This window comes from Enterobacter cloacae complex sp. 382A5 (genome assembly GCF_050031095.1).
Taxonomy (GTDB): domain Bacteria; phylum Pseudomonadota; class Gammaproteobacteria; order Enterobacterales; family Enterobacteriaceae; genus Enterobacter; species Enterobacter cloacae.
Genome location: NZ_JBLGVK010000001.1, coordinates 1,750,930 through 1,765,545, shown reverse-complemented (window position 1 = coordinate 1,765,545; position 14,616 = coordinate 1,750,930). Strand labels below are relative to the sequence as shown.

Genomic DNA, 14,616 nt, shown 5'->3' with positions numbered 1-14,616 from the left:
AGGACCAACGGCAAATGACAACCGATGTCACGAGTTGTGCGAAGAAAAGCCGTGGCCGACCAAAAGTGTTCGACAGGGATGCAGCGCTTGATAAGGCCATGACTCTCTTCTGGCAACATGGGTATGAAGCGACTTCGCTTTCCGATCTGGTAGAAGCCACCGGAGCCAAAGCGCCGACGCTGTATGCGGAATTCACGAATAAAGAGGGGTTGTTCAGGGCGGTACTGGACCGATACATCTCTCGCTTCGCATCGCGATACGAAGCACAGCTATTTTGTGAAGAGAAAACGGTTGAGCAGGCACTGCATGACTATTTCACCGCCATCGCCACCTGCTTCACCAGCAAAGAGACGCCCGCGGGCTGTTTTATGATTAACACCTCCGCGACGCTTGCGGCCTCCTCGAAAGAGATCGCCAACACGGTGAAATCGCGTCATGCCATGCAGGAGGAGACGCTCAGCACCTTCCTGGCCCAGCGCCAGCAGCGTGGTGAAATTCCAGCACATTGCCGCCCTCAGGAATTAGCACAATACCTGAGCTGTATTTTACAGGGGATGTCGATTAGCGCCCGAGAAGGGGCGACGCTGGAAAAACTGCAGCATATCACCGAGACCACCCTGCGACTGTGGCCTGAACTGCTTAAAATGCAGGGCTAAAAAAAAGCTCCTCAGCCTGAGCGCTTGAGGAGCTAAGTTCAGAGAACATCTTTTTTTACGCTTTGTTATTCAGTACCAGCTGGCCATTTCCATCCAGCGGAATTTGTGTGCCAGGGTCTCTGTCCATACGGATTTTGCCCTGCTGGTCACCAATTTTGTACGTCACGTCATAACCCAGCATTTTTTCCGACTTGTCATAGACGGTTTTACAGCGCTGCTGTGTCGTGGTGTACGTATCGTTATCCTGCATTGCGCCCTGCACCTGGTTACCGGCATAGCCGCCACCCAGCGCACCGACCACGGTCGCCACATCTTTACCACGGCCGCCACCAAACTGGTGACCAATCACCCCGCCTGCTACCGCGCCCAGCACAGAGCCGGCAATACGGTTTTCATCCTGAACCGGACGACGATGGGTGACAGAGACGTTACGGCACTCCTGACGAGGCGTTTTAACTGTTTCTTTAATGGGGGTTGCAGAAACCACCTGCGCATACTGTGGGCCGCGATTCAGTACGTTGAGACTGGCAACGGCAGCCACACCTAACGCAGCAGCGACGCCAATCCCTATACCCGCCAACATTGATTTATTCACGGGACTTCCTCCTTTGTTGCTATTGGTAACAATTTTGCAATGCAGGCTACGCTTCGCCAATAAGACAAAGGCTCAAAAAAATAGCTTTCAGGAGAGTGACAGGGCGTTTAGGAGAACTCTTAAGCGCTCAATCTGTGATGAGCAGCATGATATGCTAAAAAATCCCTCCGGAGGGCCCGGAGGGAGAGAAAAATTAGTGCAGCTTCAGACGTGGACGGATTACGCGGTTGATTCGTCCTACCAGCATCATCAACCCGGTTTTGAAGTAGCCGTGCAGCGCAATCTGGTGCATACGGTACAGGGAGATATAGACAAAGCGTGCGATGCGCCCTTCTACCATCATCGAGCCGCGCATCAGGTTCCCCATCAGGCTGCCTACGGTTGAGAAGTTCGACAACGAAACCAGAGAGCCGTGGTCTTTGTAGACGTAGGCCTTCATTGGCTTGCCTTTGCGCTGTGCCAGAATATTGTGCAGCACCAGGCTTGCCATCTGATGCGCTGCCTGAGCGCGAGGAGGCACGAAACCGCCTTCAGGACGCGCGCATGACGCACAGTCACCAATCGCGAAAATCTCCGGATCGCGCGTGGTTTGCAGCGTCGGCTCGGTCACCAGCTGATTGATACGGTTGGTTTCCAGCCCGCCAATGTCTTTCATGAAATCAGGTGCTTTGATACCCGCCGCCCAGACCATCAGATCCGCTTTGATGTACTCGCCATCTTTGGTGTGCAGGCCACCTTCGTCTGCGCTGGTCACCATCGTCTGGGTGAGAACACGTACGCCCAGTTTGGTCAGTTCGTTATGCGCCGCGCCAGAAATACGCGGAGGCAGCGCAGGCAGAATACGCTCACCTGCCTCAACCAGCGTTACGTTCAGCGCTTCATTGGTTAACCCTTTATACCCGTAGCTGTGCAGCTGTTTTACCGCATTGTGCAGCTCAGCGGAGAGTTCAACGCCCGTTGCGCCACCGCCTACAATGGCGATATTCACCTTGCCATTCGCACCCATGTTATTGGTGTACTTCAGGAACAGGTTCAGCATTTCCTGGTGGAAACGACGCGCCTGGTGCGGGTTATCCAGGAAAATGCAGTGCTCTTTCACACCCGGGGTGTTGAAATCGTTGGAGGTACTGCCCAGCGCCATCACCAGTGTGTCATAAGCAAGCTTGCGCTCCGGGACCAGCAACTCCCCTTTTTCATCACGCAGTTCGGCCAGGGTAATGGTTTTGCTCTCACGATTGATATCCACCACGGAACCCAGCTGGAACTGGAAATGGTGGTTACGTGCGTGCGCCAGATAGCTCAGCGCGTCCACGCCCTCATCCAGTGAACCGGTCGCCACTTCGTGCAGCAACGGTTTCCACAGGTGGCTGTGGTTACGATCCACCAGCGTGATTTTGGCTTTTTTGCCGCGACCCAGCTTCTTACCCAACTGTGTCGCCAGCTCCAGCCCGCCAGCACCACCGCCTACAATCACTATCTTTTTCAATGGCGTAGTCAACGTGACCCCCTCAAATTATTAACCAATTGTTAATTAAAAGTTATAAAAATAACCCTTAATTAACAACAGGTTACAGCACTGAAACCATTCAGGTGCATTGAGAATACCACGTCAGGCGCATTGGTCATACCAAAATTGATGTGCATCAAGTTTTGGTGGCTTAAAAGTAGACAATTCTGCAGAAAAAGAAAGCCCGGCACGCTTTCGCGGCCGGGCCAGGGAGATCTTATGCAGTATCTTAGCCCAGTGTTTTGAAGGCTTTGATGCGCTGCAGATGCGGGGAGATATTCTTGAACTTGTGGGTCTGTTCTTCGTCCCAGACAATTTCATAGTAGTGATGCAACAGCTCAGCCGCACGGTGGCTGTTAAGCGCCTCATCATTACGCGAAAGGATCACCAGACAGCGGTCGCGGTTCTTTTCACGGAAATTGCTGACGCACTTGGTGGCAATATCGACATACTCTTCTGGACGGTCAATCTTGCCTTCCATGTTCTCGTTCGGGAACAGGTTAGGATTGAATACCACCTGGCGAATATCGCACAGGAATCCAATCCGCTCCGCCCAGTAGCCACCCAGCCCCACGCCGCAAATCAGCGGGCGATCGTCGATGTTGAGCTGCAGCATCTTGTCCACTTCTTTGAGCAGATGCTGCATGTCATGTTTCGGATGGCGCGTGCTGTAGCTGATCAGCCGTACATCCGGATCGATAAACTGCAGTTGCAGTACCTTCTCATGATTACCAGGACTGTTTGAGTCAAAACCGTGTAAATAGATGATCATCGTCTTCTCACCACGCTACGCCTTCCGGGAGGATTTACAGGCTGGCTTTATGTGCCTGCCAGCGCTCATTCAGTGCTTCAAGCCGGGCGTTAACCGCTTTCCAGCGTGCCGAATCCATCAGCTCCTGACGGCTAAATGAACCTTTATGATACAAATGTGTAACACGCTCTGCATTGATCGGCGACAGGTTATCCAGCACGCTGACTGCGCCTTTACGATTATTGCAGACGAGGATCATATCGCAACCTGCGTCGAGCGACGCCTGCCCACGCTCCGCGTAGCTGCCCATGATCGCCGCCCCTTCCATCGACAAATCGTCGGAGAAGATCACGCCGTTGAAACCGAGCTCCTGACGCAGCACATTTTTTAACCAGTGCGGAGAACCGCTCGCCGGGCGCGGGTCGACGTCACTGTAAATCACATGCGCAGGCATAATGGCATCCAGCTTGTTATCGCTAATCAGCGAGCGGAACACCGACATATCTTTGGCACGAATTTCCGCCTCCGGGCGCGGATCACGCGGAGTCTCTTTATGCGAATCCGCCGTCACGGCGCCGTGCCCCGGGAAGTGTTTACCGGTGGTTTTCATTCCTGCATCGTGCATGCCGTCGATAAAGCGGGTGGCCATCTCCAGCGCAATACGGGGATCGCTATGGTAAGAGCGCTCGCCAATTGCCGCACTGATATGCCCTACGTCCAGCACCGGGGCAAAACTGATGTCGATATCCATGGCAATCATCTCGCTGGCCATCAGCCAGCCGGCCTCCTGGGCCAGATTTCCGCCCTCTTCGGTGCCGAGCAGCGCCGCGAAAGACTGGGCCGCGGGCAGACGGGTGAAGCCCTCACGGAAACGCTGCACGCGCCCGCCTTCCTGATCGACGGCCACGACCAGATGATTACGCGACGCCGCGCGGATCTGGCGAACCAGCTCACGCAACTGCGCCGGATCGTGATAGTTGCGGGTAAACAGGATGAGCCCCCCCACCAGCGGGTGCGCCAGAATTTCACGCTCCTCCGCATCCAGTTCAAACCCTTCTACATCCAACATGACTGGACCCACAGCAACCTCTCTTATCCTTTAATGTGTAACTGGCGCCAGGCATCATCTGCCAGCGCCATAAATTGTTTCTCGCCGGACTGCTGAAAACGCATTTCAAACCAGCCCGCCATCAGCATGACGACCCAGGGTCGCCAGCGTCTGACCTGACGCGCCAGCTGTCCCGCGTCCAGATGCGCAATGCGGGCGTAATCGCCGATCAGTCTTTGGCGCGCTGTATCATCTTCCACCCAGACGGCCGCCAGCTCCAGTGCCACATCCCCATCGCCGGCATACTCCCAGTCGATAAGCCTGATGCCGGTGGACGTATGCACAATATTTCCGGCATGAACATCCATGTGCAATGGCGACAGCCGAAGCGGCTGAGGCTCTCCCGCAGTGCGTAACCGTTTAAGCTGCGCAAGCCACCGTGGGGTACGTCTGTCCGGTGAGGCTCGCTGCCAGTATTGTTCCAGCAAAGGGAGTAGCGTGACTCGCCACCCCAGACACGGCTGCTGGTGCAACTGACAGAGCGTCGTCGCAAGCGTTGCGCTGTCGGGCAGCGTATGCCGGATCTCCCCTGCCAGATACTCTACCGCCATCCAGCCCTGTCTGAAAAAGCGCGGGGCTGGCACGAGATCCGCCGGTAGACGCTTAAGGACACGAAACTGACGGCGAAAATGGGAAACGGGGGCTAAGGGATCGTGGTGATGACGCAACACCAGACGCTGCTCGCCCTGTTCCAGAATGCAACTCGCGCCGCCAAGCCCGGAGTGGGCCTGCGGCGCGATAAGACGATACTGCGGAAAATAACGCGTGAGGATCGCTTCACGCGTGCAGTCAGAGTTGCGTAACCGCACCTTTACCTGACCAGATAATCTCGCCTGTCTGAACCAGCATCAGCTGCATCTGCAGGGCTGGCGTATTCACGTTACCGGTGGCATTAGAGTACAGCACATACTGCGCACCAACGTTACGGGCAATCCCCATCGCCTTACTGCGCGTACCGAGGCTGTCCTGTGGCGACAGACCAAGCTGCTGTTTGGCTACTGCCAGCTGCTGTGCGGAAACCAGCGTAAACTTGCCGTTATTGGCCAGTGCATTGCGCAGGGTTTCTGTCGCTTCCCCGGCATTGAGTGAACCGTTAGTCCGGTTATTTACGCTATCCACCAGCAGTACGCTGCCTGCCGTCACGCCCTGCGCCTGCAGCATTTTGCCCACCATCGGTTGCATCGCACCGTTCCAGTCATAATGACGCACGCGCGGCGTTGGCTGGGAGGTCTGGTCCGGATGTTCAATCGGGCCAGGCTGCGACGGGATCGTCGGTACAGACGGCACGGTTGGCTGCGGTTGCGTTGGCTGTGTCGGCTGCTCCGTACCCGGTTTTGCCTCGTCCACCGGCGCAGGCTGTTCGGTTCGCGTCACACATCCTGCAAGGAACAGTGCAAAAGCTGTCACGAGCGCATAACGGCTCATATTTTTAATCAAGGTTCACCTCTTACAGATAAAGATAAAGTCTCACCTTATGCGCACCCAGATAGTTGGCGCTACCATAGAGCGTTACCGACGATCCTGCCGGAATGGTCACGCTGCGCGGCGCTTCCAGCGGGTGCATTTCAAGACCCCGTACGTCATACCAGAAGAAACGGTAGTGCACCGTCACCGGTTCGTGTCTTTCGTTAAAGAGCGTAGAGGACGCAGAAGATTTAATTTCACTGATGGTCAACGTAGGTTGTTCTGCGGTGATGCCCGCGGCAAGTACCGAGGACTCCATCACCAGCGTCTGTTCATCACTGACGGGAATGGCCGGGCGCGTGCTGCATCCCACCATTACCAATGTCATTGCCAGCGCTGCAATACGCCCTTTTAACATGTCAAAGACCTTTATGTGACAGCATCGGTCCCAGAGGACGCCCACCCAGAAGATGCATATGAATATGATAAACTTCCTGACCACCATGGCGATTACAGTTCATGATCAAACGGTAACCGTCTTCAGCAATCCCCTCCTGCTCGGCGATTTTCGCGGCTACCGTCAGCATACGGCCTAACGCCACTTCATGCTCGGCTTTTACGTCATTGACGGTGGGAATCAGAATATTTGGAATGATAAGGATATGAGTCGGAGCCTGAGGAGAAATATCTCTGAAAGCCGTCACCAGCTCATCCTGATAAACGATATCCGAAGGGATTTCGCGGCGGATAATTTTACTGAAAATGGTTTCTTCAGCCATGACCTGTTCCTTTGTAGTTTAATCTGGCGTGGTGCGTCCGCTATTAACACAATCTCTGCATGAGTGTGTGGCACAATGGAAGAGTATGAGCGACTTTCTCCTGTCCTTTCAACCTTCTCCCCGGATTTCTTTCCTGAAAGCGTTTCAGCTGACTGAAGAGTAACCGCTCTCGACGCTTCACCACCTGAAACATAATTTCATTTCCTTTTGACACATCTGTTTACAGTGCTAATCACAATGCGTATATTTCGCATTTGCATTTTCATGCGCATTTTTAACATAGAAAACGACGTCAGCCCGCACTCGCGGGACTGTCGCACTCACCTTTCACCATTCAGTAAGGGTTTGATGATGTCTTTCATTTATCACACCAGGGATGGGCAACCGCAGCCAGCCGCCACGCCTTCGTTGCTGGCTGCCTGTATTGCTATGGCATTGATGCCAGCCGTCAGTTTCGCCGCCTCAGCGACCGAAGATACCGTGGTTGTCGAGGGCGGTTTTGATAACGCACAGGACCCGTCCAGCAGTCAGGATACGGACTACAGCGTTAAGACCACCACCACGGGGACGAAACTGTTACTGGTTCCCCGCGATATTCCGCAGTCCGTCAGCGTCATTAGCCAGCAGCGTATGGCAGATCAGAATCTGCAATCCCTCGGCCAGGTGTTAACTAACACCACCGGCGTCACCGCGCAGGTACAGGACAGCGACCGGACGGTATTTTACTCGCGCGGCTTCTTTGTCAGTAACTATGCGTATGATGATCTGCCAACCTCCATCAGCGAAGTATGGAACTTTGGCGACACCGCCGCCGATACCGCCATTTACGATCGTATTGAAGTGGTACGCGGCGCAACCGGCCTGATGTCCGGCACGGGAAATCCCGCCGCCTACGTCAACATGGTACGTAAGCATGCAGACAGCAATGAATTTAAAGGCAATGTCTCCGCCAGTTACGGTAGCTGGGACAAACAACGCTACGTGCTGGATCTGCAGGCTCCGCTGGTAGAGTCGGGTAACGTGCGCGGTCGTCTTATTACGGGTTATCAGGACAACGACAGTTTTGTTGATAACTACCACTACCGCAAAAAGTTCCTCTATGGCGTGGTCGATGCGGACGTGACTGACAGCACCACCCTGTCTGTGGGCTATGAATATCAGGAAAGCGATACCGATAACCCAACCTGGGGCGGCCTGCCAACCTGGTACAGCGATGGCAGCAAAACCCATTACAACCGCAGCCAGACCGTTGCACCAGACTGGGCTTATTCAGATAAAGACAACACCCGTATTTTCGCCAACCTCACCCAACACTTCGACAACGGCTGGGAAGCCCACATCAACGGCATGCATGCCGACACCAACTTCGACAGCAAACTGATGTATATGTCCGGCTACCCGGATAAAGAGACCGGTGCGGGTATGGTCGGATATGGCGGCTGGAACCGCGGTGAACGTAAGCAGGATGCGGTGGATGCCTTCCTGCGCGGCGGTTTCGATCTTTTCGGTCGCCAGCATGAGATGATGTTTGGCGGTAGCTTCAGCCGCCAGCGTAACCACTATGACAACACCATGCCGGACGCGCTGTACGGCATGGTTGACGTGGGTAACTTCAAAAACTGGAACGGGAATATCGCCGATCCACAGTGGACCCCCTGGAAGCTTTACAGTCAGGATGATATCCGCCAGTCTTCAGCCTATACCTCAGCCCGCTTCTCGCTTGCCGATCCGCTATCTCTGATCCTCGGTGCGCGTTATACCCATTACAGCATTCGCTATAACCCGGCGGGCTCCCCGGACACCCGCCTGGAAAGCAGTAAGGATGATGTAACGCCATATGCGGGCCTTGTTTATGATATCAATGAAGACTGGTCAACCTACGTCAGTTATACCTCCATCTTCCAGCCTCAGGACAAACGTGACGCCAGCGGCCGCTACCTGGACCCGACAACGGGGAAAAGCTATGAAGCCGGGGTGAAAGCAGACTGGTTTAGTACGCGCCTGACCACCTCGCTCGCCCTCTTCCGCATTGAGCAGGATAATGTGGCGAATAATACCTACACCTACATGCCCAGCGGCGAGTCAATTTATGAATCTCTGGATGGGGTCGTCAGTAAAGGGATCGAGTTCGAGCTAAACGGGGCCCTGACCGATAACTGGCAGCTGACCTTCGGCGCAACCCGCTACATTGCTGAAGACAAGCGCGGCAACGCGGTAAGTTCCGATCAGCCTCGTACCACAATGAAGCTCTTTACCCGTTATCAACTGCCCATGCTACCTGCACTGGCAGTGGGCGGCGGGGTGAACTGGCAGAATAAAGTCTGGAACGATGTAGATGGCGGCCCGGCAGGCCGATCACGGGCAGAACAAGGCAGCTACGCGCTGGTTAACCTGTTTAGCCGGTATCAGGTGACTAAAGATTTTGCTGTCCAGGCTAACATCAACAACCTGTTCGACAAAGAGTATTACGACTACGTCGGCTCTTATGTGGTATATGGCGCGCCGCTGAACGTCTCTGTAAGCGCGAGCTACGACTTCTGAGTGTACAGCCGCTACCCGACATAACAAAACTGCAGGCATAAAAAAGGCAGCCATTCGGCTGCCTTAGTCTCCCCAGGTCACAGCTTAGCTGTTGCGGATGTATTCATCCATTTCGGTTTTCAGGTTATCGGATTTGGTACCGAAGATTGCCTGAACACCAGAACCTGCAACAACCACACCTGCTGCACCCAGTTTTTTCAGACCCGGCTGGTCTACTTTCGCAACATCGGCAACGCTCACACGCAGACGAGTGATACACGCGTCCAGGTTAGTGATGTTCTCTTTACCGCCGAATGCTGCAACCAGTGCCGGAGCCATTTCGCTGGTCGCGCCTGCTTTGCTGTCTTCTGTTGCATCTTCACGACCTGGCGTTTTCAGGTCCAGTGCTTTGATCAGCACGCGGAAGATGGTGTAGTAAACAACGGCATAGCACGCACCCACGATTGGGAACAGCCACAGTTTGCTGCTGTTACCGGACAGAACGATGAAGTCGATCAGACCGTGTGAGAAGGACGTACCGTCACGCATACCCAGCAGGATACAGATTGGGAACGCCAGACCCGCCAGAATCGCGTGGATAACGTACAGGATCGGCGCAACGAACATGAAGGAGAACTCGATCGGCTCGGTGATACCGGTCAGGAACGAGGTCAGCGCTGCGGAGATCATGATACCGCCCACTTTTGCACGGTTCTCTGGTTTAGCAGAGTGCCAGATTGCAATTGCCGCAGCTGGCAGACCATACATTTTGAACAGGAAGCCACCAGACAGTTTACCTGCAGTTGGGTCACCCGCCATGTAACGTGGGATATCACCGTGGAACACCTGACCTGCTGCGTTGGTGAATTCACCAATCTGCATCTGGAATGGAACGTTCCAGATGTGGTGCAGACCAAATGGCACCAGGCAACGCTCAATGAAGCCGTAGATACCGAACGCCACAACCGGGTTCTGATAAGCAGCCCACTGAGAGAAGGTCTGGATTGCCGTACCGATTGGTGGCCAGATGAAGGACAGGATCACACCCGTGAAAATCGCTGCCAGACCAGAGATGATCGGAACGAAACGCTTGCCCGCGAAGAAGCCCAGATACTCAGGCAGCTTGATGCGATAGAAGCGGTTAAACATGTACGCTGCAATCGCACCGGAGATGATACCGCCCAGAACACCGGTATCCGCCAGGTGTTTCGCTGCGATCTCTTCAGCAGGTAAATGCAGAACCAGCGGTGCAACCACAGCCATGGTTTTCACCATGATGCCGTAGGCAACCACAGAAGCCAGCGCAGAAACGCCGTCGTTATTGGTGAAGCCCAGAGCAACACCGATAGCGAAGATCAGCGGCATGTTAGCAAAGACAGAACCGCCTGCTTCGGCCATTACGTGGGACACTACGGCTGGCAGCCAGCTGAAGTTTGCAGAACCGACACCCAGCAGGATACCTGCGATAGGCAGTACGGATACTGGCAGCATCAGCGATTTACCGACCTTTTGCAGGTTAGCAAATGCATTCTTAAACATAATTGAGAGTGCTCCTGAGTATTTGTGCTTTTTTTACGCTTTCACGCATTGGCCCGGGGGGAGTACCGTGCCGTGGACAGGACATCTAAGCGCCCTTTATTTATTACACAGAGTAAAATAATTCCCTCTGAGTTTGTTTGACGGCTATCACGTTTCAGCTTAAGACGGTCGAAAAACTTTCAGTTATTTACAAAAAGCATTTCTGGATGTGTCTAAAAACACCATCACCGCCCCAAATGAGGCGGTGAACTTTACTCGTTTTAACTATTAATTACGAGCCTAAAAAAAACAGATGTATCAAACAGATTGCAGGCGGGCGGGGTCAATATGGAACAGTGTAGAGAAGTTTTCCGTCGTGACGCGGGCCAGCTCTTCGATACTGACGCCCTTCAGAACGGCCATGTATTCAGCCACGTCTCTCGTCATTGCTGGCTGGTTTTCTTTACCGCGATGCGGTACCGGAGCCAGATAAGGAGAGTCTGTTTCCACCAGAATACGATCGAGCGGAACATAACGCGCAGCATCGCGAAGCTGCTCAGCGTTACGGAACGTCACGATCCCGGAAAACGAGATATAAAACCCTAAATCAAGCAGTTTTGCCGCCGTTTCTCTGTCTTCTGTGAAACAGTGTAGTACGCCACCGCAATCCGTCACGTTTTCTTCCCTGAGGATCGCCAGGGTATCGGCGCGGGCATCGCGGGTATGAACGATAACCGGTTTGTTAAGCTCACGGCCAATGCGAATGTGATGGCGGAAGGACTCCTGCTGACGCGCCATGGTCTCCGGCGTGTAGTAATAATCCAGCCCGGTTTCCCCCATCGCTACCACGCCCTCTTCGGCCGCCAGGCGACGTAGCTCATCGACGTCGTATGCTTCATCCTGATTGAGCGGATGCACGCCACAGGAAAAGACCACATTAGGGCGAACGCCCACCAGCTCACGCATGGTGCGATAGCCCGGCAGCGTGGTAGCCACCGCAAGGCAAAATTTCACATCGCGGGCGGCGGCTTTTGCCAGCACGTCGTCCACGTCTTTATGCAGGGATTGATAATCCAGGCCATCGAGATGGCAGTGTGAGTCGACTAAAAACATAATGTCTCTCTCAGAGATGGGAAACAGGCGGAGTGACGCCTGGTTGCAGGTAATGTTCGATACGCAGTAACTGGTCGGTCAGTACAAGCTCGCGATTAAGACCGGTTACCGCTAAAAGTTGTTCGCGGCTCTGGCAAGTATCGTGCAGGATCGCACGCAACGTGGCGCCTGGCAGACGATTCGCCAGCGTGTTTACCAGTGGCCAGACATCGGGATTGGTCAGCAGCGTGGCCCCCTGCTGGATCTTGAGGGCATCCAGAAGTAAGGCAGCCAGCCAGTGCAGACGCTCGGCAGCCTGATCGCTGTTAAGTGCAGGCAGTACGCTCAACCAGTCACCGCTCTCCAGCGCAGAGGCAACGGCGCGGCAAAGCGCTTCTCGTTGCGACCAGACGTCCGCCTGCAGCAGAGCCAGCGCCGCGGCAGGTGCGCCGCTGCTGAGGCGCAATGCGGACAACGCGCTATCCTGTGACGTTGTCACCTCACGCTCCAGCCAGCTCAGCGCCCACGATTCCTGGGGAGTCGCAAGGTGATGAAGCCGACACCGACTGCGTAACGTCGCCAGTAATCGACCCGGATCGCGGCATGACAGGAAGAACCACGTTTTTTCCGGTGGCTCCTCCAGCGTTTTAAGCAGCGCGTTTGCCGCCGCCTCGGTAAGCAACGCCGCGTCTTTCAGCCAGACGACTTTTGCGCCACCCAGTCGTGCGTGCTCGTATAATTTTTCACTGACTTCACGCACGGCATCGATACCGAGCGCACTTTTGCCCTTCTCCGGCTCCAGCGTGTAATAGTCAGGATGCGTGCCCGCCTGCATCAGCTGGCAGCCGCGGCATTTACCGCAGCTTTTGTGACCTTCTGGCTGCTGGCACATCAGAAAACGGGTGATGGCGTAGATCAATGCATCTTCACCCATGCCCGGCAATGCCTGAATCAGTAACGCATGATGCCCCCGTCCGGCCTGATAGCTGGCGATCAGCTGTTCAAAGTGCGGGCGCAACCATGGGTACCATTTCATGCCTGTTGCTCCTGTAGCCAGTGTTTGACAGTTTCCTCAATGGAACGGGTCACCTCTTCCAGGGACTGCGTCGCATCAATGGTGCGAATGGAACTGTCCTGACTGGCGAGTTCAAGATAACGCGCGCGGGTGCGATTAAAGAAGTCGAGCGACTCTTGCTCAATGCGATCCAGCTCGCCGCGCGCGCGCGCGCGCTTCAGGCCCACTTCCGGCGTTACATCCAGATACAGCGTCAGATCGGGGCGGAAATCCCCTAATACTGCATCACGCAACGTTGCCAGCATTGTCTGGTCAATTCCGCGTCCCCCGCCCTGATACGCCTGAGTCGACAGATCGTGACGGTCGCCAATGACCCACTTGCCAGCGGCCAGAGCCGGTTTGATGACCGTCTCTACCAGCTGCACGCGAGCGGCATAGAACATCAGCACTTCGGCTTTGTCAGTGATAACTTCATCGCCCACGGATTTGATATCCAGCACCAGGCTGCGCAGCTTTTCAGCCAGCTGCGTACCGCCGGGTTCACGGGTAAACACCATGTCCGCAACGCCGAGCGTTTTCAGCGTTTCGATTACCACGTTGCGGGCTGTGGTTTTACCGGCTCCTTCGAGTCCCTCAATGACAATGTATTTACTGCGCATTTTTTTCCTTAAGTGCCTTCAGATAATCCTGAACGGAGCGATTATGGCTGGCAAGGTTGGTGTTAAAGGTATGCCCCCCTTTTCCATCAGCCACAAAGTAGAGATACGGTGTTTTTGCCGGATGCGCGGCCGCCTTAAGCGAGGCTTCGCTCGGCGTGGCAATCGGGCCTGGCGGCAGGCCGCTAATAACGTAGGTATTATACGCCGTCGGCGTCTCCAGATCTTTTCGTGAAATCTTGCCGCTGTAGCTCTCACCCATTCCGTAGATCACGGTAGGGTCAGTTTGCAGGCGCATGCCAATGCGCAGTCGGTTGATAAAGACCGACGCCACCTGGTCGCGCTCTGAAGCCACCGCGGTCTCTTTCTCAATAATTGAGGCCATGGTGACAAACTGGTTTTGATCTTTATACGGCAGGCCATCGGCGCGCCCTTCCCACGCAGACTCCACCGCCGCGACCATTTTTTTGTGCGCACGCTTCAGGATCGCCACATCGGTTGTTCCGGCTGTATACATCCAGGTGTCCGGCCAGAACCAGCCTTCAACCCACTCGGGATGTTCAAATTCAAGTACCGCGGCAACCGTCTGGTAACTGTCATCTTTTAGCGTGTGTTTAATATACGGCGCATCACGCAGCTGTTTGAGGTAATCGCTAAGGCGCATCCCTTCAACAAACCGCAGCGGGAACTGTGCTTCTTTGCCGCTTTCCAGCAGCTGTAGCATCTCTCTGACGGTCATCCCGGGCGTGAAACGATAGGTGCCAGCTTTAAAATGAGACAGCTCAGGTTCCACACGCAATAACCACTGGAACACGCGTGGACGATTAATGATTTTATCGCCATAAAGCTGTTCACCGAGCGCCAGTCGCCCGGTTCCCGCTTTCAGGGTAAAGATCGTTTCGTCCTTAATCAGGATCTTACTGTCCGCCAGCTGGCGAACTTTCCACATTCCCGCGCCGCCAGCGATACCCAGCGCAACGATTAGAAGGAGGACAAAGCGCAACATTTTCTTCAT

At 54.6% G+C, this 14,616-nt stretch carries 15 protein-coding genes; 2 read left to right on the top strand and 13 right to left on the bottom strand.

The genetic code is table 11. The features are described 5' to 3' along the window. Nucleotides 1-14 precede the first annotated feature (14 nt). On the top strand, nt 15-656 hold the full coding sequence (locus tag ACQG2G_RS08340) for a TetR/AcrR family transcriptional regulator (protein WP_038979824.1): 642 nt from the start codon (nt 15-17) through the stop codon (nt 654-656). Nucleotides 657-711: 55 nt separating this feature from the next. Here ACQG2G_RS08340 and ACQG2G_RS08335 read toward each other — a convergent pair whose 3' ends face one another. The 8 genes from ACQG2G_RS08335 to hinT all read right to left on the bottom strand — a co-directional run bounded on the left by ACQG2G_RS08335 (nt 712) and on the right by hinT (nt 6,800). Next, a complete protein-coding gene (locus ACQG2G_RS08335; RefSeq protein WP_013097104.1) occupies nt 712-1,251 on the bottom strand; it encodes a glycine zipper 2TM domain-containing protein in 540 nt (179 codons plus the stop codon). Nucleotides 1,252-1,444: 193 nt separating this feature from the next. Next, nucleotides 1,445-2,749, bottom strand: coding sequence for an NAD(P)/FAD-dependent oxidoreductase (locus ACQG2G_RS08330; protein ID WP_013097105.1), 1,305 nt, complete (start codon nt 2,747-2,749; stop codon nt 1,445-1,447). A 238-nt stretch (nt 2,750-2,987) separates the two neighbouring features. Beyond that, nucleotides 2,988-3,530, bottom strand: coding sequence for an alpha/beta hydrolase YcfP (ycfP, locus tag ACQG2G_RS08325; RefSeq protein ID WP_013097106.1), 543 nt, complete (start codon nt 3,528-3,530; stop codon nt 2,988-2,990). A 34-nt stretch (nt 3,531-3,564) separates the two neighbouring features. Then, nucleotides 3,565-4,590, bottom strand: coding sequence for a beta-N-acetylhexosaminidase (gene nagZ, locus ACQG2G_RS08320; protein WP_038979819.1), 1,026 nt, complete (start codon nt 4,588-4,590; stop codon nt 3,565-3,567). 11 nt (nt 4,591-4,601) lie between these two features. Further along, on the bottom strand, nt 4,602-5,426 hold the full coding sequence (gene thiK, locus ACQG2G_RS08315) for a thiamine kinase (RefSeq protein ID WP_061771552.1): 825 nt from the start codon (nt 5,424-5,426) through the stop codon (nt 4,602-4,604). Continuing rightward, on the bottom strand, nt 5,407-6,051 hold the full coding sequence (lpoB, locus tag ACQG2G_RS08310) for a penicillin-binding protein activator LpoB (protein ID WP_104668931.1): 645 nt from the start codon (nt 6,049-6,051) through the stop codon (nt 5,407-5,409). Before lpoB ends, thiK begins: the two co-directional genes overlap by 20 nt. 13 nt (nt 6,052-6,064) lie before the next feature. Continuing rightward, complete coding sequence (locus ACQG2G_RS08305; protein ID WP_023621894.1) at nt 6,065-6,439, bottom strand: YcfL family protein; 375 nt, start codon at nt 6,437-6,439, stop codon at nt 6,065-6,067. A 1-nt stretch (nt 6,440) separates the two neighbouring features. Beyond that, the gene (gene hinT, locus ACQG2G_RS08300; protein ID WP_013097111.1) at nt 6,441-6,800 is read right to left on the bottom strand and encodes a purine nucleoside phosphoramidase; all 360 of its coding nucleotides are present in this window, start codon (nt 6,798-6,800) and stop codon (nt 6,441-6,443) included. A 351-nt stretch (nt 6,801-7,151) separates the two neighbouring features. On the opposite strand from hinT, the gene fhuE reads away from it, so the two are divergent. Next, complete coding sequence (gene fhuE, locus ACQG2G_RS08295) at nt 7,152-9,341, top strand: ferric-rhodotorulic acid/ferric-coprogen receptor FhuE (protein ID WP_248078487.1); 2,190 nt, start codon at nt 7,152-7,154, stop codon at nt 9,339-9,341. 84 nt (nt 9,342-9,425) lie between these two features. Here fhuE and ptsG read toward each other — a convergent pair whose 3' ends face one another. The 5 genes from ptsG to yceG form a co-directional block, all read right to left on the bottom strand. Further along, a complete protein-coding gene (ptsG, locus tag ACQG2G_RS08290) occupies nt 9,426-10,859 on the bottom strand; it encodes a PTS glucose transporter subunit IIBC (RefSeq protein ID WP_013097113.1) in 1,434 nt (477 codons plus the stop codon). A 297-nt stretch (nt 10,860-11,156) separates the two neighbouring features. Next, entirely contained in the window at nt 11,157-11,951 is a 795-nt protein-coding gene (locus ACQG2G_RS08285) for a metal-dependent hydrolase (RefSeq protein WP_061771389.1), read from the bottom strand. A 10-nt stretch (nt 11,952-11,961) separates the two neighbouring features. Next, nucleotides 11,962-12,966 (bottom strand): DNA polymerase III subunit delta', encoded by a 1,005-nt coding sequence (holB, locus tag ACQG2G_RS08280; RefSeq protein ID WP_061771391.1) that lies wholly within the window; start codon nt 12,964-12,966, stop codon nt 11,962-11,964. Further along, nucleotides 12,963-13,604, bottom strand: coding sequence for a dTMP kinase (gene tmk, locus ACQG2G_RS08275; protein ID WP_013097116.1), 642 nt, complete (start codon nt 13,602-13,604; stop codon nt 12,963-12,965). The genes holB and tmk overlap by 4 nt, the downstream gene beginning before the upstream one ends. After that, nucleotides 13,594-14,616, bottom strand: coding sequence for a cell division protein YceG (gene yceG / locus ACQG2G_RS08270; RefSeq protein ID WP_023621898.1), 1,023 nt, complete (start codon nt 14,614-14,616; stop codon nt 13,594-13,596). The genes tmk and yceG overlap by 11 nt, the downstream gene beginning before the upstream one ends.